The sequence below is a fragment of the Fulvivirga marina genome, assembly GCF_016775155.1.
Taxonomy (GTDB): domain Bacteria; phylum Bacteroidota; class Bacteroidia; order Cytophagales; family Cyclobacteriaceae; genus Fulvivirga; species Fulvivirga marina.
Map to the genome: position 1 here is coordinate 94,208 of NZ_JAEUGD010000023.1, position 23,413 is coordinate 117,620.

Annotated in this window: 23 protein-coding genes; 10 read left to right on the forward strand and 13 right to left on the reverse strand. The window is 39.2% G+C overall.

The window, feature by feature from the left end; genetic code table 11:
* Window positions 1-74 precede the first annotated feature (74 nt).
* From JMN32_RS07330 to JMN32_RS07345, 4 genes are all read right to left on the reverse strand, one after another.
* A complete protein-coding gene (locus tag JMN32_RS07330) occupies window positions 75-1,094 on the reverse strand; it encodes a hypothetical protein (RefSeq protein ID WP_202855660.1) in 1,020 nt (339 codons plus the stop codon).
* A 97-nt stretch (window positions 1,095-1,191) separates the two neighbouring features.
* A complete protein-coding gene (locus JMN32_RS07335) occupies window positions 1,192-1,617 on the reverse strand; it encodes a VOC family protein (protein WP_202855661.1) in 426 nt (141 codons plus the stop codon).
* The gene (locus JMN32_RS07340; protein ID WP_202855662.1) at window positions 1,610-2,533 is read right to left on the reverse strand and encodes a sterol desaturase family protein; all 924 of its coding nucleotides are present in this window, start codon (window positions 2,531-2,533) and stop codon (window positions 1,610-1,612) included. Before JMN32_RS07340 ends, JMN32_RS07335 begins: the two co-directional genes overlap by 8 nt.
* A 63-nt stretch (window positions 2,534-2,596) precedes the next feature.
* On the reverse strand, window positions 2,597-3,190 hold the full coding sequence (locus JMN32_RS07345; RefSeq protein WP_202855663.1) for a DUF6134 family protein: 594 nt from the start codon (window positions 3,188-3,190) through the stop codon (window positions 2,597-2,599).
* Window positions 3,191-3,324: 134 nt separating this feature from the next.
* Here JMN32_RS07345 and JMN32_RS07350 point away from each other — a divergent pair, with 134 nt between their 5' ends.
* From JMN32_RS07350 to JMN32_RS07370, 5 genes are all read left to right on the forward strand, one after another.
* The gene (locus JMN32_RS07350; RefSeq protein WP_202855664.1) at window positions 3,325-3,891 is read left to right on the forward strand and encodes an RNA polymerase sigma factor; all 567 of its coding nucleotides are present in this window, start codon (window positions 3,325-3,327) and stop codon (window positions 3,889-3,891) included.
* Complete coding sequence (locus JMN32_RS07355) at window positions 3,875-4,402, forward strand: hypothetical protein (protein WP_202855665.1); 528 nt, start codon at window positions 3,875-3,877, stop codon at window positions 4,400-4,402. The genes JMN32_RS07350 and JMN32_RS07355 overlap by 17 nt, the downstream gene beginning before the upstream one ends.
* Window positions 4,365-5,519 carry a DUF4097 family beta strand repeat-containing protein gene (locus tag JMN32_RS07360; protein WP_202855666.1) on the forward strand — a complete coding sequence of 385 codons (1,155 nt, stop codon included), beginning with the start codon at window positions 4,365-4,367 and terminating at the stop codon, window positions 5,517-5,519. Before JMN32_RS07355 ends, JMN32_RS07360 begins: the two co-directional genes overlap by 38 nt.
* Before the next feature lie 80 nt (window positions 5,520-5,599).
* On the forward strand, window positions 5,600-6,904 hold the full coding sequence (locus tag JMN32_RS07365) for an amidohydrolase (protein ID WP_202855667.1): 1,305 nt from the start codon (window positions 5,600-5,602) through the stop codon (window positions 6,902-6,904).
* The gene (locus JMN32_RS07370; protein WP_317191767.1) at window positions 6,901-7,800 is read left to right on the forward strand and encodes a 1-aminocyclopropane-1-carboxylate deaminase/D-cysteine desulfhydrase; all 900 of its coding nucleotides are present in this window, start codon (window positions 6,901-6,903) and stop codon (window positions 7,798-7,800) included. The genes JMN32_RS07365 and JMN32_RS07370 overlap by 4 nt, the downstream gene beginning before the upstream one ends.
* Before the next feature lie 19 nt (window positions 7,801-7,819).
* Here the strand turns inward: JMN32_RS07370 and JMN32_RS07375 are convergent, their stop codons facing one another.
* On the reverse strand, window positions 7,820-8,425 hold the full coding sequence (locus tag JMN32_RS07375; RefSeq protein WP_202855668.1) for a DUF2179 domain-containing protein: 606 nt from the start codon (window positions 8,423-8,425) through the stop codon (window positions 7,820-7,822).
* A gap of 23 nt (window positions 8,426-8,448) precedes the next feature.
* The gene (radA, locus tag JMN32_RS07380) at window positions 8,449-9,828 is read right to left on the reverse strand and encodes a DNA repair protein RadA (RefSeq protein WP_202855669.1); all 1,380 of its coding nucleotides are present in this window, start codon (window positions 9,826-9,828) and stop codon (window positions 8,449-8,451) included.
* A gap of 247 nt (window positions 9,829-10,075) precedes the next feature.
* Here radA and gpmI point away from each other — a divergent pair, with 247 nt between their 5' ends.
* On the forward strand, window positions 10,076-11,596 hold the full coding sequence (gpmI, locus tag JMN32_RS07385) for a 2,3-bisphosphoglycerate-independent phosphoglycerate mutase (protein ID WP_202855670.1): 1,521 nt from the start codon (window positions 10,076-10,078) through the stop codon (window positions 11,594-11,596).
* Between the two features lie 4 nt (window positions 11,597-11,600).
* Window positions 11,601-12,179, forward strand: coding sequence for a hypothetical protein (locus JMN32_RS07390; RefSeq protein ID WP_202855671.1), 579 nt, complete (start codon window positions 11,601-11,603; stop codon window positions 12,177-12,179).
* Here the strand turns inward: JMN32_RS07390 and JMN32_RS07395 are convergent.
* Window positions 12,176-13,087, reverse strand: coding sequence for a universal stress protein (locus JMN32_RS07395; RefSeq protein WP_202855672.1), 912 nt, complete (start codon window positions 13,085-13,087; stop codon window positions 12,176-12,178). The two genes, JMN32_RS07390 and JMN32_RS07395, sit on opposite strands and share 4 nt — an antisense overlap.
* Window positions 13,088-13,247: 160 nt before the next feature.
* Between JMN32_RS07395 and JMN32_RS07400 the strand changes: the two genes are divergently transcribed.
* From JMN32_RS07400 to JMN32_RS07410, 3 genes are all read left to right on the forward strand, one after another.
* Window positions 13,248-15,044 (forward strand): ABC transporter ATP-binding protein, encoded by a 1,797-nt coding sequence (locus JMN32_RS07400; RefSeq protein ID WP_202855673.1) that lies wholly within the window; start codon window positions 13,248-13,250, stop codon window positions 15,042-15,044.
* A gap of 10 nt (window positions 15,045-15,054) precedes the next feature.
* Window positions 15,055-15,462, forward strand: a complete 408-nt coding sequence (locus tag JMN32_RS07405) for a Fur family transcriptional regulator (RefSeq protein ID WP_202855674.1) — start codon at window positions 15,055-15,057, stop codon at window positions 15,460-15,462.
* A 176-nt stretch (window positions 15,463-15,638) separates the two neighbouring features.
* Window positions 15,639-16,595: a TerC/Alx family metal homeostasis membrane protein gene (locus JMN32_RS07410; protein WP_202855675.1), complete on the forward strand. Its 957-nt coding sequence runs from the start codon at window positions 15,639-15,641 to the stop codon at window positions 16,593-16,595.
* Between the two features lies 1 nt (window position 16,596).
* Here the strand turns inward: JMN32_RS07410 and JMN32_RS07415 are convergent, their stop codons facing one another.
* The 6 genes from JMN32_RS07415 to JMN32_RS07440 form a co-directional block, all read right to left on the reverse strand.
* Complete coding sequence (locus JMN32_RS07415) at window positions 16,597-17,874, reverse strand: hypothetical protein (protein ID WP_202855676.1); 1,278 nt, start codon at window positions 17,872-17,874, stop codon at window positions 16,597-16,599.
* A 43-nt stretch (window positions 17,875-17,917) separates the two neighbouring features.
* Window positions 17,918-18,829: an aminotransferase class IV gene (locus JMN32_RS07420; protein ID WP_202855677.1), complete on the reverse strand. Its 912-nt coding sequence runs from the start codon at window positions 18,827-18,829 to the stop codon at window positions 17,918-17,920.
* A gap of 1 nt (window position 18,830) precedes the next feature.
* The gene (locus JMN32_RS07425; protein WP_202855678.1) at window positions 18,831-19,547 is read right to left on the reverse strand and encodes a sulfotransferase-like domain-containing protein; all 717 of its coding nucleotides are present in this window, start codon (window positions 19,545-19,547) and stop codon (window positions 18,831-18,833) included.
* A 99-nt stretch (window positions 19,548-19,646) separates the two neighbouring features.
* On the reverse strand, window positions 19,647-20,168 hold the full coding sequence (gene purE, locus JMN32_RS07430; protein WP_202855679.1) for a 5-(carboxyamino)imidazole ribonucleotide mutase: 522 nt from the start codon (window positions 20,166-20,168) through the stop codon (window positions 19,647-19,649).
* A 3-nt stretch (window positions 20,169-20,171) separates the two neighbouring features.
* Window positions 20,172-21,314 (reverse strand): 5-(carboxyamino)imidazole ribonucleotide synthase, encoded by a 1,143-nt coding sequence (locus tag JMN32_RS07435; RefSeq protein WP_202855680.1) that lies wholly within the window; start codon window positions 21,312-21,314, stop codon window positions 20,172-20,174.
* 37 nt (window positions 21,315-21,351) lie between these two features.
* A complete protein-coding gene (locus JMN32_RS07440) occupies window positions 21,352-23,307 on the reverse strand; it encodes a peptidylprolyl isomerase (RefSeq protein ID WP_202855681.1) in 1,956 nt (651 codons plus the stop codon).
* Window positions 23,308-23,413: the final 106 nt, after the last annotated feature.

A 23,413-nucleotide genomic window follows, 5' to 3' on the forward strand; every position in this document is an offset into this window, starting at 1 on the left:
GAAAATAAAAAGGCTGCCTAAATAATAGACAGCCTTTGTATACTTTATACTCCTTTGGAGTACAGTGTAGTTTTTTAGTTTCTGATCAGCTCTGTTCGCAGATTACTGATGTAGTTAGAAAGAGCTTCTTCCCAGGTAGGAGCGGCATCCCATTTTTTTCCGAGAAAAACATTGCCAGAATAGATGTGCTTGATATAGAATTTGTATACTGGAGTATTGATGCTATAAGAGTGTATTGTTGCCTGGTCATCACGTACTACCTCTGAGACATAAGCAGTCTCTGTATCGGTAATAGTGTATTCTAACATTTCTTTTACTGATTTTCCGGTGCTATGTACGTAATATAAAATATATTGGTGACCATCTGCTCTCACCTTTTTCTCCTCCAGGTCAGGGTTTACAAAGCCAAACTTATATGGGTAGTTAGTCATTACGGCATTGATTTTTGAAGTATCTGCAAAAATAGGAATGGCCAGTTTTTCAGATGAGAAATTCAGGTCATAATATTCACCTCTCCTTCCATCAATGGTTTTGGCCATTTCTCCAAACTCAGGGACTTCCAATATCAAAAGGTTATCACGATCTTGAGATGAACTGGCAGTGGCCTTGTAGAGGTTGTCAAGTGCAATAGAAAGATCAGTGTTTTGAGTTTGCCATGCTGGTTGCTCTGCTTTTATCAACTGCTTTTCATCATTTACTTTTGTCAGTACAATTCGATAAGTTCCATTTTTCTGAACTATAAACACCACATTTTCAAGTTCCCTCTTTTTAAATTCTTCCATAAAGGCCAGGTATGACTCTTTGCCACTATAGATGTCCTCTACATGATAATACGTTACTACATCGATACCTGCTTTTTTAAACCCGGGTTGAGTAAGCTCCGATAATTTTTTCCAATCACCTCTCACCATAGGAGTTGTACCTTTAGGAGGAATTTGTACCAGTGCTACGGATTTATTCTGGAGTATATCTTTAGGCAGTTCGGCTCCATACTGTAGAGAGTCCAATGTTTTGATGATGCTGACATCGTCTTGAGCAAAGGAAGAAAGGTAAAAGAAGAAAGTCAGGAGAAATATTAGCTGAGATTTAAGCATTGTACAATTTTTATCTTAACTCAAATAACGCTGAAAAAATGATTTATTGAAAAAATCAAAAGGAAATATTAAAAGAGCAACGGATGGCTTCATATACTCAATGAGCAAAAACCTGATCAGGATCTTTAAAAGACTTAAACTCTAAAGCATTGCCACTAGGATCAAGGAAGAACATTGTGGCTTGCTCTCCCACTTGCCCCTTAAAACGAATGTGGGGCTCAATAATAAATTTAATATTGTGGCTTTTAAGCCGCTCAGCGAATTCATGCCAAGCATGCCATTCCAGAATAACACCAAAATGCTTGACCGGTACTTTGTCCCCGTCAACTTCGTTGGTATGGCCTGATCCTGCCTCCTCAGGCTTTAGGTGTGCTACTACTTGATGGCCAAAGAAATTGAAATCAATCCAATGCTCTGAACTTCTGCCCGTTGAGCAGCCCAGCACCTCTGTATAAAATTTTCTGGTAGCTTCAAGGTCAGCCACCGGAAATGCTAAATGAAACAATGGGGTCGTACTATTCATTAATACTGGATAGTTTTCTTTCTCTGGAATTTTTTACAGCATCCTTAAAAGCATTTTTTCGCTCTTCCAATTTGCTCGGTCTCGTAAATGCCATAGCATATGCTTCTTTTATTGACTTTGAATTCCTTATATCTTTTACAATATCGATCCACTCATGAAAACACAGATAAACAGGATTATAAGAGTTAACAGGGGTAGTTATGCCATATTCAGCTTGTTCCTCTTCTGGTTGAAATGTTCCGAATATTCTATCCCAGAATATAAATGTCGAACCATAATTTTTATCCAGATACTTGGCGTTTTTAGCATGGTGGACCCGGTGATGAGAAGGTGTAGTGAAAATATATTCAATAGGTCTGGGCAACTTTCTGATATATTCTGTGTGTATCCAAAACTGATATAATACTTCAATTTGATGGCAAATAAAGAATACCACAGGGTTGAATCCGGCCAATGCCACAGGAATAAAGAAAATGATTTTAATATGTTGTGTCCACCCCAATCGAAAAGAGACAGACCAGTTGTATTTTGTTGAATTGTGGTGTGTAACATGTGTAGCCCACCAAAAACGGTTTTCGTGTGCAACTCGATGAGCCCAATATCTCCAAAAGTCAATCCAAATCAGACAAAGCACATAGGCCCACCAAGTATGGGGAATACTCCAGGGTACGAGGTTGTAGAAAAATAATATAATACCAAAGGTTGCTATTTTTATTGCTGCACTTATTCCAACGTTGACAAGCCCAATTACTGTAGCTGCTATGGTATCTTTACCGTCATAGAAATCTTTATTTTGACGAAAGCTAATTATCCATTCGATGATAACCAGTGATATCATTACCGGAGCGGCATATAAAATAATATTGGGCAGGTCCATTGACAGAACCTGGTCAACCGTTAATTTTTCTTTTTCCATCCTCTGTCTTTAGTTATAAAACTTGAAAGTTAAAGATATTGTCTGTCAATACTATAGAATCTGCTATTTAATTCTGGTTAAATAGACTGTAGCCATTGAAGTGTTTACCTCTACTTTGTCACATATACCATTTCTAAAATGGTAAACATTAATCTGATTATCAGGTTTGAGCAGCTCATACTTGTTTTGCGACACTTTCCGAATAGGGCAAAACTGACCATGCTTTTCTGAAAAAATCTCTTTTTTTAGAGGTGCATTAAAATATAGATATGCAATGCTTTCACTAATAAGACGATTCTCTATTTTCAATTCATCACCCTTTTTAATGTTATAGTTGCCTTTCAGTAGTTTAGCTGTTGTTTTAGATCGCTGTTTTTCATTTAAAAAATTTTCTGATAAAGACTCTTTTAGCACATTATTTTCATATTCAGCTTTGTAATATGCGGTGTGATTAAAATTGAGGATTAGCTTAAATTTTGCTTTGGTTTCTAGTTCGTAAATAACTTTATTATTAGCAAATGACTTTTTAGCGATCATGTACCCAATCGAATCTTCCTTATAATCTATCCGGTAAATTAGCTTTTGAGCATGAGTTGTGATTACAGAGATTAATGAAGCCACTAGTAACACTACATAAACCGAAATTTTTATCGTCATTTGCTAATTGATGATGACAGATTCTTAAAAAATAGAAGCCACCTTTTTGAAAAGATAACGATTTATAAAAACTTTTCTTATAGGAAGGAAACCTCCATTTAAAATTCTTGTCATTGTTATAACATATTAATTGAGTGGAGTCCGGACAACACACCATACATAAATATCTGGTGCAGCGTAGCCAGCAAGGAGATCGACAGGCGCAGAACGAGCTGTATAAGCTGTATGTGAAGGCTATGTATAATATCTGCCGTAGAATGATGGGAGATGAAGAAGAGGCTCGCGATGTGTTACAGGATGCCTTTATTACGGCATTTAGCATGATCAACTCTTTGAAGAGTGAAGTTACGTTTAGCGCATGGATCAAGAGAATTGTTGTCAACCATTGCCTTAATGCGTTGAAAAAAAGAAAGTTGATGACCGTGGCTATGGAAGATCATCAGGACTTTGAAGAGGAACAAGAAGTAGACCTTGATTATTCAAAGTATGAAGCCAGGCGAGTCCTTGAAGCTATAGATCAGATCTCTGAAGGCTGTAAAACGGTACTGAACTTATATCTTTTTGAGGGTTATGATCATAAGGAGATAGGGGAAATTCTCGGAATTACAGAATCGGCGTCAAAAGCTCAGTACAGTAAGGCGAAGAGTAAGGTTAGAAAAATTTTGAGTATTAAAGACAAAGTTCATGAAAGACAAGCTTAAAGAGTCAGTCGATAGCAGAAGGGAAGATTTTGACTTGTTTGATGCCGATTTTGACCAAATGTGGAGTAATGTAGAACAGGGGTTGAATAAATCCCGCCGGAATATTTGGCCCTTTGCTGGCAAAATTGCTGCGACAATTTTGTTGTTAGTAATAGTAGGCTGGGGTTTTATAAGTTTGAAGTTTAACGATAGCTCAGAAGGTGTGGCTTTACATGAAATTTCGCCTGAACTCGCCGAAACCGAATATTATTACTCTCAACAAGTCGCAGAAAAACTAAGTATTATTAAAGCCAGCAAAGCAGGCGTTGATAAGGAAGTAATGGATAATCTTATAGCCTTGGATAGTGCTTATCAGGACCTTAAACAGGACCTTAAGGATAATGCAGATAATGAAGAAGTGGTGGAAGCAATGATCACTAATTACAGGCTCAAACTTAGCATTCTCGAACAAATTTTAAAGGAAATCAAGCAACATGATAATAGAGAACAAAATAGTGAGGTTAATATTTAGTGCAGTATTATGCGCTTGTTTTCTACAGGCAGCTGCCAAACCGGGTGATAACGATGACACCAAACTTACAAAAACAATTGAAAGGGATTTCAGTATGTCCGAAAATGGCTATCTGGAACTTATCAATAAATATGGACAAGTGGTGATCAACACCTGGTCTAAAGACTCTGTAAATGTAAAAGTAAAAATTACTGCATACGGAAAGGACTACGATGATGCTGAAAAAATGCTGGAAAGAGTAGATATAGATTTCAGAAGTACCAGTCCATACCTGACCATAGAGACCATTTTAGATAGAAAGTCAGGTTTTTTTAAGGAGCTGTGGAACAACATCAGCGATTATTCTAAAACACTTCTCAGTAAAAACAAGATTGAGATTGATTATGAGATTAACATGCCTGAAACTATGGTGTTGGATATTGAAAATAAATTCGGCGACATTTACATGCATGAGGTGAGTGGCAAATGCCGAATTAATTTGATGCATGGTAACCTTAGAGCCAATAAGTTTAATGCTGCTTCAAATATTGAAGTTGGGTATGGAGATGTCAGAATAAAGCAACTGAACGAGGGTGTGTTGGTGCTAAAAGGAGTTGAAGCGGATATCATTAAACTGGGTAATGTCAATATTAAGAGTAGTTCGTCAGAAGTAACGATTAAAGAAGCTAATAAAATATCCTTGGACTCGAGAGGTGATCAACGCTTTAATATTGATAAAGTTAGTATTCTGGAGGGTAAGGCCACATTTTCGAAAATAGAACTGCAAGAAATGGAAAAAACCCTGAAGTTGGATATGAACTATGGGGAATTGCGGGTGAAATCAATACCTTTCAGCTTCAATAAAATTGACCTTTCCGGGAAGTATACTGATATAACACTTGGTTTTATGCCAAACAGCTATCTTCTGGTAGATATTTCAGCGAAGGACGAGTCGCTTTTTCTACCTCATGAAAATGTAAAACTGGATAAAGTATATACCGATGATAAACAGAGGTATGTCAGGGTAAAAGGGAGAATAGGAGCAAAATCCAATTACCCAGGCAATGTTTATATTAATACATCCGGTGGTGATGTGACCATCAATGTACCAGGGTTACAACATTCGGTAAATAAGTAGCCGGGCAGAAGTTAATCTTTTTGCGACTGTTAAAAATAAAGTTATATCGTTAGTTTTATATACTTTATAAACACGTCGCCATGAAAATTACCTATTTGCTTTTCTTTTTGCTGATCGCAATACAACTATCAGCCCAAGAAAATTCTATACAAGATATTGCCAGCCAAAAGGCAGCCCAGATTGAGGAGAAAACTATTGAGTGGAGAAGATATTTTCATGAAAACCCGGAGCTTTCAAACAGAGAGTTCGAGACTTCAAAAAAAATCGCTGCTCATTTAAAAAATCTTGGTATGGACGTACAGACCGGCGTGGCTAAAACAGGTGTGGTAGGAATACTAAAAGGAGGTAGAAGGGGTCCGGTTGTGGCATTGAGAGCCGATATAGATGCGCTGCCCGTTACGGAGAAAACAGGATTGCCTTTTGCATCAACGGTCGTAACGGAGTACAACGGAGTGGAAACTGGTGTTATGCATGCCTGTGGCCATGATACACATATAGCTATTTTGTTGAGCGTGGCCGAGGTGCTATCGTCTATAAAAGAAGATTTACCCGGGACCGTTAAATTTATTTTTCAACCAGCAGAGGAAGGAGCACCTCCGGGCGAAACGGGAGGAGCAGGGCTGATGGTGAAAGAAGGTGTTTTAAAAAATCCGGCTCCGGAAGTTATTTTTGGTTTACACATTAGTGCGGGCACTCCTGTAGGACAGATCAACTATAAACCAGGAGGTGCGATGGCAGCTTCTGATAGGTTTACCATTACGGTAAAAGGACAGCAGGCTCACGGGTCAACTCCTTGGGGAGGTGTAGATCCCATAGTGGTGTCGGCACAGATAATTAACGGTCTGCAAACAATCATCAGTCGTCAAACAGAACTCACTAAAGAGGCAGCCGTGCTTACCGTTGGAATGATCAGAGGAGGGGTGCGCTTCAATATTATTCCTGAGGAGGTTGAATTAATTGGTACTATACGCACCTTGGATACCTCGATGCAGGAAATGATCCATAACAAGGTGAGGTTAACTGCAACCAAAATAGCCGAAAGCTCAGGTGCTACAGCTCATGTTGATATACAAAAGCTGGTACCTGTCACATACAATGACCCAGAGTTAACTTCGAGAATGGTCTCATCTTTAGAGCGAGCAGCAGGAAAGGGTAATGTCAATTTGGTTAATGCGGTTACTGGTGCTGAGGATTTTTCTTTTTTTCAGAAAGAAATACCCGGACTGTACATATTTGTAGGGGGTCGATCTTTGGGCTCTTCTGAACCCGCTGTAAATTTAGGGGGGCATCATACACCTGATTTTATAATCGACGAAAGTGGTATGCTTACTGGTGTAAAAGCTCTGCTAAACCTTACTCTGGATTATATGGAAATGAACAAATGATGCTTAAGCTTTATGAAAACCCTTCCGTTGAGGAGGTTAAGGAGACGTGGATTAATGAGAAAGGGATTCGACTCTTTATTAAAAGAGAAGATAGGATACATCCCTATGTTTCCGGAAATAAGTGGAGGAAGCTCAAATACAATTTACTTAAGGCGCACGAAGATGGTCACCGCACGCTTCTAACTTTTGGTGGAGCTTATTCAAACCATATTTATGCAGCAGCGGCCGCAGCGAAAGAAGCGGGGTTTCAATCCATTGGTGTTATCCGCGGGGACGAGCTTGCTGACAAACCTTTAAACACCACGTTGAGTTTTGCCAGGGATAATGGCATGAGATTTCATTTTGTAACTCGGGAGAATTACCGAAATAAAAGGGAGGAACAGTTCATAGCGAGCCTTCGGGAATTATTTGGAGAATTTTATTTATTGCCTGAGGGGGGTACTAACGATTTGGCAATAAAAGGCTGTGAAGAAATTGTAGATGATGAAGTTAGGAGTTTCGATTTCATCGCTCTGCCTGTAGGAACTGGAGGCACGATATCCGGAGTTATTTCTGCATCTGATAAGTATCAGCAAGTGATTGGCTTTTCTGCTTTGAAAGGAGATTTTCTTATTGATGATGTTAAAAACTTTTTAAGTACCTATCAGCATAACAGACCGCTGAGTCTGAATTGGCAAATTGAGACAGACTATCATTTTGGGGGTTACGCTAAAACGACTTCCAAATTGATCAACTTTATAAGGCAATTTGAAGCTGCACATGACATTCCATTGGATCAGGTATACACGGGCAAGATGATGTACGGTGTTTACGATAAAATAAGTAAAGGATACTTTGATGAAGGCGCAAAAATACTAGCCATCCATACTGGAGGCTTACAGGGTAGAAGGTTATAAGATCTTGAGGTCGGACTTATTATTTTCTTTTTATTGAAGTTAACCAGGTGCCAATACCTCTACGACTCGGTTGCTCTGCTAAGATACCTGCTTCAGAGGCACTCTTTACAGATTCAACGGTATAAAAAGCGCTTGGTACATGATTTTGTATTTCGGCTTGTAGCAATGGCAGATTATCCCTTTTTACTACAGTGAACAGTAGTTTTTCTTCACCTGTTCCGCTCTGTGCAGATACCAGAGTATATCGGACTTTTTGAGTTTCCAAAACATTGATTAACCCTGATAGGTCTTCGGAAGAAATTACCCTTACGACTACATTCCCTAAAGCGAGTCGTTCTTCAATTAGCATGCCTACCATGATACCAGCAGCAAAACCTGCTGGATAAGCGATATATGAATAAACATTGTCGATGTGTTGAAAAATTTGCCCTATGGCCAACAACCAGATCAAGGACTCAAAAAAACCGAGAATTGTTGAAATTAACTTTCGGCCCGTCATCACAAAAATTATCCTTATCGTATTGATGGAAACATCCATTATCCTTGCAAAGAAAATCATTAAAGGCAAGATTATGATTCGGAATGTCTCCTGGTCTATTCCGTAGGTTGATAAAAACTCTTCCATCTCTTTCTAATTAACTTGACAAGCTACCCTAATAAGTCGTTAAATACCTCAGTAATCCGAGCAAAGGGTTTTATAGTTATCTGATACTTTTTAGGGTCTATACCCTTCATACCAAATTTTGAAACATAAACTTCTTCAAATCCAAGCTTCTGTGCTTCTGCAATTCTATTGTCAAGGCGATTTACAGCACGTAGTTCTCCTCCCAACCCGACTTCAGCGGCAAAGCAGGTTTTGTCCGAAATAGTCACCTCTTCCAAAGAAGAGATAATGGCGCAACATACAGCCAGGTCAATGGCTGGGTCTTCCACCTTGATACCGCCGGCCATGTTGAGAAACACATCCTGCAAACCTAGCCTGAAACCACATCGTTTTTCCAATACTGCCAGCAACATGTTTAGCCTGCGGGCATCGTACCCGGTTGAACTCCTTTGAGGAGTACCATATGCTGCTGTGCTAACCAATGACTGAATTTCAATAAGCAAAGGTCTGTTACCTTCAATGGTGGCCCCTATAGTTACCCCACTGAGCTCGGTATCTTTTTGTGAAATCAGAATTTCAGACGGATTACTTACCTCTCTGAGTCCTGTACCCATCATCTCATAAATGCCCAATTCAGAAGTAGAGCCAAAGCGGTTTTTTGTGGTTCGTAAAATTCTATAAGTCAAATGTCGGTCTCCCTCAAATTGGAGTACAGTATCTACCATGTGCTCAAGCACCTTTGGTCCTGCTATAGCACCTTCTTTAGTGATGTGACCTACGAGAAAAACTGGTGTAGCTGTTTCTTTTGCATGTTTAATGAGTTCAGCTGTACACTGCTTGACCTGAGAAACACTTCCAGCAGCTGATTCGATATTGCCAGAATGTAATGTCTGAACAGAGTCCACAACCAGTATATCCGGCTTAACCAATTCAATTTGTTGAAAAATATTCTGAGTGGAAGTTTCGGCCAAAATGTAGCACTCTTCTGAACTCTTGATCTCAGTCATGCGATCGGCCCGCATCTTGATTTGCTGCTCACTTTCCTCGCCTGAAACATAGAGCACTTTCTGTTTAACGGAAAGCCCTATTTGTAACATCAATGTCGACTTACCAATGCCGGGTTCTCCGGCAATAAGTATAACAGAGCCTGGCACAAGCCCACCACCAAGCACTCTGTTTAACTCTCCACTTCTGGTATTAATACGTTGCTCTTTTTCGTGGGTGATGTCCTCAATCTTTTTCGGTGTGGATACCACTTTCTCTCCGCCACTATTTCGCCAGTCATTTTTATCTGTTCCTGAAGGTTTTTTAGTAACTTCTTCAACGAAACTATTCCACGTATTACATGCAGGGCATTTGCCCAGCCATTTGGCAGATTCGTAGCCACAGTTCTGGCAGAAATATACGGTTTTGGTTTTAGCCATATCGCTCCAAATATAGACAATATACGTTTTCTGACATATAAGTATTTCTCTGTAATAACTTTTTGAAAGAGGCAGAGCTTAATTGAACCTTTTTTAACTGTGCCCAATGTATGTGTTTGATTTAGGGCCGCTTTAGATAAGAATGATACGACGATTAATAGTACACAACAAATTAACTTTTAACGGATTGCTTTGAATACCATCTTAAAATTAACGTTTTTTGCGTTTTAACAGTAAAAATGCGCTTATGAACAAGAAAGTACTTCTGATGATCCTTGATGGTTGGGGTTTAGGAGAAAACCCGGAAATATCTGCTATTGCCAAGGCAAAGACCCCTTTTATGGATTCCGTTTGGGAGAAATACCCCCATAGCAAGTTAGAGGCTTCAGGCCTGGCTGTTGGTTTGCCGGAAGGGCAAATGGGGAATTCAGAAGTAGGTCATATGAACATAGGTGCTGGGAGAGTGGTATATCAGGATCTGGTTAAGATCAACAAGGCATTTGAGGAGCATACCATCGATGATAATCCGGTTTTAAACGATGCCTTTGATTATGCAAAAAAAGAAAATAAGAAGCTTCATTTTATTGGTTTAGTTTCTGACGGAGGGGTGCACTCGCATATTAATCATGTAAAGGGGCTTTGTTCTATAGCCAATGAGAAAGGCCTTGATCAGGTTTACATACATGCTTTTACAGATGGCCGGGACACTGACCCTAAGGGAGGAGAAAAGTATTTGACTGATTTGCAGGCTCACACGGAGAAAACTACTGGTAAAATAGCCTCGGTTGTTGGCAGGTATTATGCCATGGACCGTGATAACCGTTGGGAACGTGTAAAAAAAGCGTATGACCTAATGGTCCACGGTGAAGGTAAGCAGACAGAAGATGTGCTTTTGGCTGTAAAGGAATCTTACCAGGAAGGTGTTACGGATGAATTTATTTTGCCGATAGTATGTGTTGACGAAAACAATCAGCCATTGGCAAAAATTGAAGATGGTGATGTTGTGATCTGTTTTAACTTTAGAACCGACAGAGGAAGGCAGATTACCCAGGCATTAACGCAAAAGGATTTTCATGATCAAAATATGCATAAGTTAGATCTGTATTATGTGACCATGACTACTTACGATGATACCTTTAATGGTGTGAAGGTTATTTTTGAGAAAGATAATTTACAAAATACTCTTGGTGAGGTGCTTGAGATAAATCATAAGAAGCAAATCAGAATAGCTGAAACCGAGAAATACCCGCATGTTACGTTTTTCTTTTCAGGAGGTCGAGAAGGAGAGTTTGAAGGAGAAAAGCGCATACTGTGCCCTTCTCCTAAAGTAGCAACTTATGATTTGCAACCTGAAATGAGTGCAAAAGACATTAGGGACAAGATTATTCCAGAACTAGATAGCAAAGCACCTGATTTTATATGTCTTAATTTTGCAAACCCCGATATGGTGGGGCATACTGGTGTGTTTGAAGCTGCAGTTAAAGCATGTGAAACAGTTGATAGCTGCGCTCAGGCCGTCACCGAGGCAGCCTTAAAAAATGGCTATTCCACTATAATCATAGCTGACCATGGAAATTCAGATATCATGATCAATCCAGATGGTACACCAAATACAGCACACACTACCAACCTTGTGCCTTGTGTTTTCGTTGAGGATAATTTTAATGGCCCTGTTAAAGATGGTAAACTTGGTGATTTGGCACCTACCATACTAAAAATGATGGGAGTAACAGTACCATCAGAAATGACAGGAGAAGTATTGATCTGATCTGATGAAAAACCTATTAATATTGATGTTACTTTTCTGTCTGGCTTCATGTCAAACGAAGCCAGACAGAACTGTGTCAATCTATTTCGACACTGATAGCTTAATGCAAAGGCAAAAGCAGCTTTTATATAAAGGAAATGCCCAGATTAGTAAATGGGCAAGGGTCAATGATAAAACTTCTGAAGGAACAATCAAACCGGACAGCGTTGATGCCTGGGATAGAGAGTTTCAAATGCTGGAAAAAATAAATATTAATAAGTCTGCATTGCAGGGATATTACGAAGAAAAAGAATATAATGATCCTTACAGTAACTTGAAGGTTAAAGAATATGCAGGGCTGTCAGATGATCTTGAGGTTCCTTATCTTAAGCTGTATTATTTAGATACACCGGATAATATACGCATTATCGAAGCGGAATATGTTGAAAATAACCCTGTCTATCATTCCAAAAGAAATCTAAAATTTGTTTTTAACGATTTTACAGGCTCATCCTTGCTTCACAAATATTCTGTTAAGGGTATTCAGAAAATGATCTTCAAAGATTCCGTTAATTTTGAAATCAAGGCAGAGATAAAGCTTTAAAGCTTTAGCAAAGCCTGAAGAAAATCGAGATTAGCCTTCTTATCTTTTATCACTATTAGAGGTATATTACTGTCATACTGGATCATTTTATCCGCTACACTTCCAAGTAGAATAGACGCAAGGCCTGTTCTTCCTTTTGATCCAATTACAATTAGGTCAGCATTTTTTTCTTTAGCCAAAGCATAAGATAGTTCTGCAGGGTCGTCATGCTCATCAAGTGTCAGTTCGATTTCTACATCACTTGCTTTAAGCTCAGATCTTTGTAAAAACTCGACGGCATCTTCATAAGCATTGCTTTTCATGATTTCCCCAAACTCTTCATATGACTTTCCACTGAGATGATAACCTGAAGGTACACGGTAAGAGTTATGCAATAAAATATCTGCACCTGTTGACTTTTTAATAAAAACAGCTTCGTCCAAGGCCATAGAAGAAGTCTTGGAAAAATCTACCGGGACTAGAATTTTTGTAATTCTATCAGTTGCATTTTCAGGAACAAGTAAAACAGAGCAGTGTATAGTTTTCGCTAACCTACCAGGCAGCACACCTTGACCTTTTAACTCTTGCTTTCTGCCCATCACCATAAGGTCGATCTCTTTCAGGTCAGCGAACCTTAATATTTTATCCTCGGCATTACCCTCCCGAACGGCCACCTGAAAATCACATGTAGCAGTAAAATGCTTTTTAACTTTCTCTCTAATATCTCTTTCCAGGGCTTCATCAACAGGTGCTACGAGATCTGGGTATTTCTCTATCAGTTTTTTAGGTAAATCGAATGATTTAGCTACATGAAAAAAATAGACCATCTCAACGCCAAACAACTTAACTAACCCAGAAGTATATGAAATAAGCTTTTCGTCCATTTCGGATAGATCAAGCCCTACTAACAGTCTTTTTACCTGATACATATGTCTATATTTATGATGGCTAAAGTTAGGCCAAAAAAATAAATTGCAGAAGGTTATCCGGTGCTACTTCCGGGATTTTTATTTATAAATTAGTCTAAGACGCTTTATCTGAATAGATTTGCGGATTAAACGCTATATAAGGCATAATTAATAAATCATAATGGCGAAAAGTAGAGGAAAAGACCCTCTGAGTGCTGAGGAAAAAAGAAAACTCAATAAAACAAACTTTAAAAAGCTAATAGGCATATTCAAATATACGCTGCCCTACAAAGGCTTGTTTATTCTTGGTATGGTATGTCTGTTTTTTAGTAGCACTATACTTTTAGCTTTTCCCTACCTGACAGGTAAGCTGATAGATGTAGCTAGTGGAGAAGTGTGGGTACTTAATAGCGTCAATAAAGTAGCTGTAGCTTTGGTTGGCGTACTATTAACTCAAAGTATTTTTTCATTTTTCAGAGTGTACCTGTTTGCTCAGGTAAGTGAGCGCTCAATGGCTGATGTAAGGCTATCCACTTACAGTAAGTTGATAACGTTGCCAGTAAAGTTCTTTGACAGTCGGAGAGTGGGGGAGCTGATCAGTAGGATTACTTCAGATGTTTCTATGCTTCAGGATACCTTTTCGGTTACCTTGGCTGAATTATTCAGGCAGTTTGCTACATTGATTATTGGAACAGGAATTATACTTTATCTTGCACCAAGGCTAACCGTATTTATGTTGGCGACTTTTCCCATACTGATTATCGCAGCACTGTTCTTTGGAAAATTTATAAGAAACCTTTCTAAATCTACTCAGGATAAATTGGCTGGAGCCAATGTGGTTGTTGAAGAAACTCTGCATTCTGTGAATACGGTCAAAGCTTATACTAATGAAGGACTAGAGATCAATAGATATGGCAAGGCTTTGAAAGACACCGTTAATACTGCTATAAAAGCGGCTAAATATCGAGGTGTATTTATTTCCTTCGTCATTTTTGCTCTGTTTGGGGGTATAGTTGGGGTTATGTGGTACGGCGCCAATCTGGTTGCTGATGATGTTATGACCATTGGAGGGCTTCTTTCTTTTGTGTTATACACAACTTTTATTGGGGGTTCGATAGCCGGTCTTGGCGACATATATGGGCACCTTCAGCGTGCGATTGGTGCTTCGGAGCGTGTTCTTGAAATTATTAATGAGGATGCTGAAACCACAGAGGGGATTGTAGGCAAGGGTAAGCTGCAAGGAGATATTATGTTTAGCGAGGTTTCTTTTGCATACCCTTCCAGAAAAAAGTTAAAAGTATTGAAGAGTCTGTCATTAAATATTGAAGCAGGACAAAAAGTAGCACTAGTTGGCCCCAGTGGAGCAGGGAAGTCTACGATTATACAATTGCTGATGAGGTTTTACCAAGCTTCCAGCGGAGCTATACAGGTCGATGGGAATGATATTAATGAGTATGATCTGGCCTATTACAGACGAAATGTTGGGATAGTGCCCCAGGAAGTTATATTGTTTGGTGGTAGTATAAGAGAAAATATAGCTTATGGAAAGCCAAATGCTACTGACGAGGAAATAGTTGAGGCTGCACGTAAAGCTAATGCTTATGATTTTATCACAGGTTTTCCTGAAGGCTTTGATACATTAGTAGGAGACCGGGGTATAAAGCTTTCAGGAGGCCAGCGGCAGCGTATAGCCATAGCAAGAGCAATTTTGAAAGATCCTGCATTGTTGATACTTGATGAAGCTACAAGTTCGCTCGATGCGGAATCAGAAGTATTGGTCCAGGAGGCATTGGATGAGCTGATGAAGGGAAGGACTACGATTATTATTGCTCATAGGCTGGCCACCATCAGAAAAGTAGATAATATTTTTGTAGTTAAAGGAGGAGAAATTGTTGAGACGGGTACTCATGAGGAACTATCCAGATACGATGAGGGTATATATAGTTATCTGCTAAAGCTTCAGTTTCAACTCACTTAAAAATTAGAAAATGGACCTTAAGAATGTACTGAATAATTTCAAACTTAAATCTACTCCATGCAGAGCGGAGGTCCTGACATTACTTTTCAATAATGAACATGCTTTATCTCACTCTGACATAGAGCAAGAGGTTGACCATTCTTTTGACAGAGTCACGGTTTATCGTACCTTAAAGACTTTTTTGGATAAGGGTCTAATACATAAGGTTCTTGATGATGAGGGAGTTACTAAATATGCGCTTTGTAGTGAGTGCTCCAAAGAAGAACATAACCATGAACATGTTCATTTTAAATGTGAACAATGTGGGCACACGCAATGTCTTGATGAAATACAAATTCCTGATATAAGCCTGCCTGCGGGGTTTAAAGCCCACCAAAAAAATTTATTGATTCAAGGAATATGTAACCAATGTAACTGATTAAAATGTTATATTGAGCACCATTTTAAAGATTCAAAAATTAACTGTTTACGTGATATTATCATGGGTTTATTTTTGTAGTTTTGCTTGGATATGGTTGGTAATAATTTGTTCTTTTTAGCTGTTGTTACCCTTTAATTTAAAATTTAATTACTCCAGTAGAAGACGTACAGGGTATGTTCCTTTTTGCTCTTTTTGATAATACACATGAGTCCATACTGTTCGCCGTATTTGGGGTGGTTATACTGCTTTTCCTTGTTATTGACTTGGGGATATTTAATAAGGAAGCCCATCGTATTTCTACTAAGTCGGCCTTGTACCAATCTATTTTTTGGGTTGTGATCTCGGTTGCATTTGGTTATCTTATCTACCTGTACGATGGAGGTTCAACCAAAGCCTTAACATATTTTTCTGCCTACCTTACTGAGTATGCATTATCGGTTGATAACATTTTTGTAATACTTCTTATCCTAAGGTATTTTCAGGTAAAGGAGGAATACTATCACAATATCCTTTTTTGGGGTATACTTGGGGCTCTGGTTTTCAGGGCAATATTCATCTTCGTAGGAGCATATCTCATTGGTCAGTTTTATTGGATTCTTTATATTTTCGGTGTTTTTCTTGTTTACTCAGGGATTAAAATATTTTTTGAGGGAGAAGATGAGGACATTGATCCTGGCAAAAACCCCTTATTGAGGTTTGCAAGAAAGTATCTAAAAATCACAAAAAGTGACTTTGGAGGAAGGTTTATCGTTAAAAAGGGAGGCTCTATTTTGTTTACCCCATTGTTTCTGGTAATTCTATTGATTGAGACCACGGATTTAATCTTTGCGGTCGATTCCATCCCTGCTGCTTTTGCCATTACCCAGAGCGAATTTATTATTTACACATCCAATATTTTTGCTGTACTTGGGTTGAGAGCCAAGTTCTTTTTGCTTGCTGGTATAATTGATAAGTTCCACCTTCTGCAAAAGGGACTTTCATTCATACTTATCTTTATCGGAGCCAAAATGTTATTGGAGATAGTCAACATCCATGTGGATATTGTAGTCTCCTTTACTGTTATTATAGTGACACTGACTGCATCGATAATAATGTCTTTGGTTATTCCAAAAGCCGATTCGGTGAATTAATTTAGCTGCCCTTTGCCATTTCTGTAATGACACTTTTGGGTACAACTTTCAATAAAACTTCATAGGAAAGAAAGTCTTTAGGTAGTGCAATTACCCTAAAGCTCGGGATAGTTTTAAGTATATTAATAAACTTCACCCGAAGTATTTCTTTTTCTTCCTCAGAGAGCTCTGATATTTTTCCCTTCTTTAGGATTTCAATCAGCTCGAGATCATTAGTCATTTCAAGCTTTATTCTATTCTTATACTTCTCCGTGACTCTTGCTATACGCCCAACATAGTCCAGACTAATAGCTCGGTGATCTTTGTTGAGCTGAAGGCTATCCAGCTGGTGCCAGTTTTGAAGCACAAAGCCCTCAACAGCTATCATGCTACTGTCAAAGTCCTCACTCGAGAAGCCTAGCGACTTATTAAAGTTATTCAGGAAATCCCATTCTATACCTTCAACCAATTTATCTGACCAAATAGTAAGTATGGCAAGCTCCAGAAAATACTTCCTGATCACCCATGGGTCAGTCGCTTCAACAGGAATATCTTGAATAGCCAACCCGTGTCCAAAATACTCATAAGCAACACGCCTCTTTTCTGCAGGCAGTCCGGAATTTTCTATAAAATGCTCAAAGAGCTTTTCTTCCTCACTTTCTACGCGTTTATTAGCATGGGCGGCTGCAGCCATTACTTTTACAGCAGTATAACTTAACTCTTCCTTTTCATCTTTAAAAAATTCCAATAATACCCGGTCTGGGTTAGTGTGGCTCCATTGTCCGAAAATATAAATATCAAGAAATAACTGACTGTGGTTGAAGAAATCCGTCCAAAAGTTTCTGCTCTTTTTAAAAATAATATCAAGCCGTTTTTCTAGTATCTTTTCAGTAGTTAATAAGACATCCTTTTTTTGGCCCAGCCAATTGGTCAATGCGGTAGAGATTTCTGGGTAAACACCATTGTAGAAATGGTTAACGCTATCCATGGTCTCATACATAAGCTTATAAAAAGAATCTAATGTTTCTACGGGACTTGATGTGTATAACTCTGTTATATTAATAAAACTATCCGCAAGTAGAACCTTAACGGTGTCAAGCTGTTGCCACCCATAATCCCTCTCAAGGTCGTAGACGTGTATGGGGTATCCATACATAATACCAGTGGGCTGAATTATGCCATAAAAAGATTGGTCTGGGTGCTGCCCCTTTTTAGTCTTTTCGAATTCTCTGGACCTTAAGAACAGGTTCTTTCTATAATGAAGAAACTCACTAAGCCAGCCCTTTTTTGAAGGATTCATAGGCAGAATTTAAACAGTTTTATTTTAACACCCGAGAAGGTATTTATGAGCGAGGGATAACAACACCTTGACTCTTAGCTTTTTCTCGGTACAGGGCAAGGACATTGCTAGTGACTTCGCCTTTTTCGCCAGAGCCAATGGTCCTTCCATCTATATTCAATACAGGGGATATTTCGCCCATGGTACCGGTAACAAAAACTTCATCAGCGATGTACATTTCGGCTATTGAAATTCGTTTTTCCTCCATTTCCATATTATTTTCCTTAGCGAGATTAATAACATTTCGTCGGGTTATTCCTGGTAGGCAGCTGTCAGCAAAAGGAGTCTTTATTGCTCCGTTATCCACAAGGAAAATGTTGGTTGCATTAGTTTCTGAAACGAATCCGTCTATATCCAGCATTACCGCATCATCAACTCCGGCAAGGTTAGCTTCAATTTTCGCAAGTATGTTATTAATCAGGTTATTGTGGTGGATTTTTGAATCTACACATTGAGGAGGGTTTCTTCTGATAGAGGATGTAATTAACTTAATACCTTCAGAACTATAGACAGGTTTTTTCCACTCAGCCAATACTATAAGGGTTGGGCCGTATTGGTTAAAATGAGGACTCATGCCTGAAGTTACCTTTTTGCCTCGGGTCAGGGTAAGACGAATATGACTTTCATCGTACATCTTATTTGCATGGAGTGTTTTAAAAACCTCTTCTTTTATGTAGTCTCGTGATGGTATCTCGGTGAAAGCCATTGCTTTTGCTGATGAGATCATACGGTCAATATGCTCCTCGAGCATAAATACCTTTCCATTATAGATTCGTAAACCTTCCCAAACAGCATCACCACCTTGAACCACACTGTCAAAAACAGATATCCTAGCCTCCTCCCTGGGATACAATTTACCATTTATATTGATGAGAATGTTTTCGTTTCTTGGGTCTGGAAGTTGTACATTTCGCATATCAGATTTTTAAAGCTTTTTGGTATAGAAATTTATAATAAGGTTCGCATTCATCTAAAAGAGGCTTTAATCGTTTTGGGAAAGGCTCTTTTTTACTTTCATATGGTGTAAAACCTTCTGACTGGTGTACTCGGTGATACCAATACTTAGCCCAAACCCCATCCTCAGGCCGAGGTCCTTTTTCCCATTTCAGCATTGAAGGATAAAAAGGAATGTCTAATGCGTCACAAACTTTTTGAAGTATTCGTTGTGGGTCATTAAGGAGATGCTTAGCATCAATTACAGGAACTTTTTTACCTTTTTTTTCGAGAACCTGGAATAGGTCTTTTTGCACTTTTAGTCCTGTATCTCTTAATGCAGGCTCCTCTAATTGGTTGATCAGAGAAGGCAACATTTCTTTTGGGTCTCTGATTAGAAAAAGGTGCTCCATGCTATCCAGTAGCTTTTCATCAAGGTCTACCCAATGATGGCCCATACTCTTCAAAAAAAGTATGTCTCGGTCAGTAGAGTATTTTTGTAGATCATTTAATACTCTGGTACCATCATGATCCATACTATTAAGGACTTCTTGCTCACCAGGGTGGTTTGCAATAGTTCTTGATAAGTAGTGTGCGTAAAGCGGTTCATCTATTACCTTGGTGTCGGGGCGCTGCGCAAATGAATACATCAGTGCGGTGGATACATTACGCGGGCCAGACCATAGAGATAAAATTTTCATTGCCGAAAGCTATTAAAAAGGTATAGAATATACAATAGCAATCATACCGGATTACGTTTAGGCTAAACCCCTGAATATGTAGAGAAAAGGGTCTGAGATCTAAAAACCTATCTTGCTTCCTCTCCAGCCTTTTTCTTCTATACTTTCGGCTGATTTTAATACCTTTTCTTTCAATTCATCTTTGTACTTTTCCAGGTTTTTGGCTACTGACTCATCAAAAGCACCTACCATTTCCGCTGCCAGGATACCCGCATTTTTGGCTCCGTCCAGGGCAACTGTTGCTACAGGAATGCCACCTGGCATTTGTAGAATAGACAGAACAGAATCCCACCCATCAATGGAATTGCTGGATTTAACAGGAACCCCAATAACGGGCAATGTAGTCATGGAAGCTACCATGCCAGGAAGGTGAGCAGCACCTCCTGCCCCGGCAATAATTACTTTTAAGCCTTTTGAACGCGCAGAACGTGCATAATCAATCATTCGGTCTGGTGTACGATGAGCCGACACGATGGTCAGTTTGTATGCAACCTGAAGCTCCTCGAGAATTTCCGCAGCTTCTTTCATTACTTTAAGGTCGGACTGACTGCCCATGATTATTCCTACTACTGGCTTACTCATAACTTATGCGATCACTTTTAACGTTTGTTTTACAAAATTTACTTTCTCTTTCAAGGCGGCCACATCACGGTCAACTATCGTGACATGCCCCATTTTTCTAAACGGTTTGGTCAACTTCTTACCATAAAGATGGATATGGACACCCTTTTGCTCCATAACCGCATTTAACCCTTCATATTTAGCCTGACCAGAGTATCCATCTTCCCCCAGCAGGTTGACCATCGCTGAAGGAATGAGTGCTTCAGTACTACCAAGAGGTAAGTCAAATATAGCCCTTAAATGTTGCTCATATTGCGATGTATAGTTGGCTTCAATAGTCTGGTGACCGCTATTATGCGGACGCGGAGCCACTTCGTTGACCAGAACCTGATCGTCCTGATCTACAAACATTTCCACAGCTAATAACCCAACCATGTTAAGTTTGGAAATAACCTTTTTGGCTATGGTGTCTGCTTCCAGAGCTACAGCTTTAGAAATTTCAGCAGGGGCAAAGAGGTACTCAACCAGATTTGCCTCTGGATGGAAGACTAGTTCCACAGGGGGGAAACTCGTTATTTCACCATGTTCGTTACGTGCAACGATTACAGCTATTTCTTTCTTGAAATTTATCAGTTTTTCAAGCAGACCTTTGGCATCGAAGGCTTTTCCAAGATCAGATTCTGATCTTAATACCTGAACCCCCCTGCCATCATACCCCTCTTTTCCTAGTTTGTTGACAGCGGGAAGAAAGTCTTTGTAGTTGCTGACATCATTTCGATTCTCGGTAAGTATGAATTCAGCAGTAGGGATATTGTTTGCTTGATAGAATTGTTTCTGAATACGTTTGTCCTGTATAAGCTCTATAACTTCAGGCTGAGGAAACACCTTTTTACCTTCTGACTGTAGCCTTTTTAGGGCATCCGTATTAACATTTTCTATTTCGATGCTGATAATATCACAGTCCTTTCCAAAGTTATAGACTGTATCAAAATCAGTTAGCTTTCCAATAACAAATTCACCAGAAACTTTTTTACATGGCGCGTTTTCATCAGGGTCGAGGATTTTAATATCCAGATTAAAATCAAGTGCTGACTGGATGAGCATTCGGCCTAGCTGACCACCACCTAGTATGCCCAGTTTTTCTGCCTGTATAGATCTTTGAGACATTGGAAAAGAATTAGCCAACCGGCTGTTATATTTAAAATCAGTTTTTAAGGTTAACCGACTGAATGGTATCACCTACCTGAAGTTGATGAACTACATCCATCCCATCTGTTACCTGTGCAAATATAGTATATCTTCCATCCAAATGCGGTGTAGGAGAGTGAGTAATAAACCATTGCGTTCCTTCAGTGTCTTTCCCGGCTGAAGCCATGCCGATTGTGCCCTCCGTATATCTTAGATTAGCCAGTTCGGAACGTATAGAATAATCTTCACCTCCGTAACCGTCTCCGCGATTACAACCTCCCTGTACTACAAAGTTGGGCACTACTCTATGGAAATTTTTACCATTAAAATATCCTTTTTGTGCAAGTGCCACAAAGTTAGAAACCGACCCGGGTGATTCTTCAACCATTAAGCGTAGCTCGATATTTCCTCTTTCTGTTTCTACAACTACTTTTTGGTCTTTTGATAGCGATTTTACCAGCTCCCAGTCAATGGGGTGATTATATTCGTTGATAACTTCTTTTGCTATAGTACCCTCAAAATATGCAATTGCTTTGTTTAGCGATTGAATAGCTTCATTATCCTTTGGCAGCGAAAGTCGACTTTTAGCCTCATACAAAAAATCGACACTATCGTAAGCCTCTTTAAGGTTAAATTCAGGGTTTGTTAGCAGGTCAGAGGTAATAGTAATCATAGCAATATCTTCTGATTCGATAGCTTGCTTGAAAACGTCAGTAAATGCAGGCTCTAATTCTTCAGGAAAACTTTCCGTGCTTCGCAGTTTTGCTAAAGCAGATATTCCTGCTGTGGTTATCGCAGGGTGCTTTTCCGAGTAGGTTTGCGTAATTAAGAACTCATACGATATTAAGGCATTACCCAAAGCAGATAAAAGGTCAGCTTTGAAGTATGAGTTATGGCTCCCGTTATACATTTGCTTTATACTGTCAACTAAAGGAGCTTTGTCATCTGCCAATTTTAGTGCTGTTCCTAATAACATGGTTTTTATCTTTAAGCTATGGGCTTTCAAAGCATTTTCTGTGATGAGGTCCTGATCTTTGTTAGATGCTTTGGCTTCAATAATTCCTGCGGCGGTTATGGCCACATTAATATTTGTATCATTCAAAGACTCGAACACTACAGAGTTGATCTTTTCGAAGTCAAAAGCAGTCAATGATCTTAAAGCATTGACCCTTACCCTATAATCCAAATCTTTGCCAGCCAATTTAGCTAGAGTGTTTCTCGTCTTTTCCGTAGGTATATTTCGTAGAGCCGTTGCTACTGCCATACGTACCAGGGGTGAAATATCCTGAGTGGCTGCTGTGATAAGGGAATTCTGGTATCGTTTAAGGTCCAGGTTTTTGCCCCTTGCCAATAAATGAGCAGCTCCTAATCGTGCTTCATAACTGTTTGAACCATCTAGCAAAGATACTCCTAAACGGATGGCGGCTCCATCGTGCACATTTCTGATCGCGGCTCTGTAAAGACCCCATGCCATACCTTCTTTTTCTTTTGTAGTAGGGACTGGGTGATGATATAGAAGTTGTATCTGTGGCTGAGTCACTACTTTACCTAGGGCCTCGAGGAGCTCCTTACGTACAAAAACACTATCTTCACCCTGAAGAGCACGAGTCAGGTGTAGTACTGCGCTACTGTCGTAGCTTTGTCCCAGCGCGTATGCTGCAGCCCTTCGTACTTGAGATGAACTGTCATATAGAAGGTGACTCAGCATGGGAATAGCCAGACTATCCTGTACTGAACCGAAAGCCTCGGCAGCGGCCTTTCGATAATCAGAATTCTCATGGTTGAAGTAACTCAACAGATTTTTTGTGTCCCTTTTGTCTTGATAATCATAAATTTGTATCAGTATGGAGTCGGAATATTTGTTTAAGGATATGTTTGCCGGTTTTTCTACCTTAGTTTGGCATGCTGCGATTACACATATTAGCAACAATAACCAGCCGGAATTATACAGATTGTAAAGAAATTTGCTCATGAATGCTATGTTGATGGATTATCAAATATAGTCATACTTTATAAATGATAATTTATGGGTCTCTTTTGAGATGGGCAGTTTTTCATCTTATTTAATTGTTGATCTA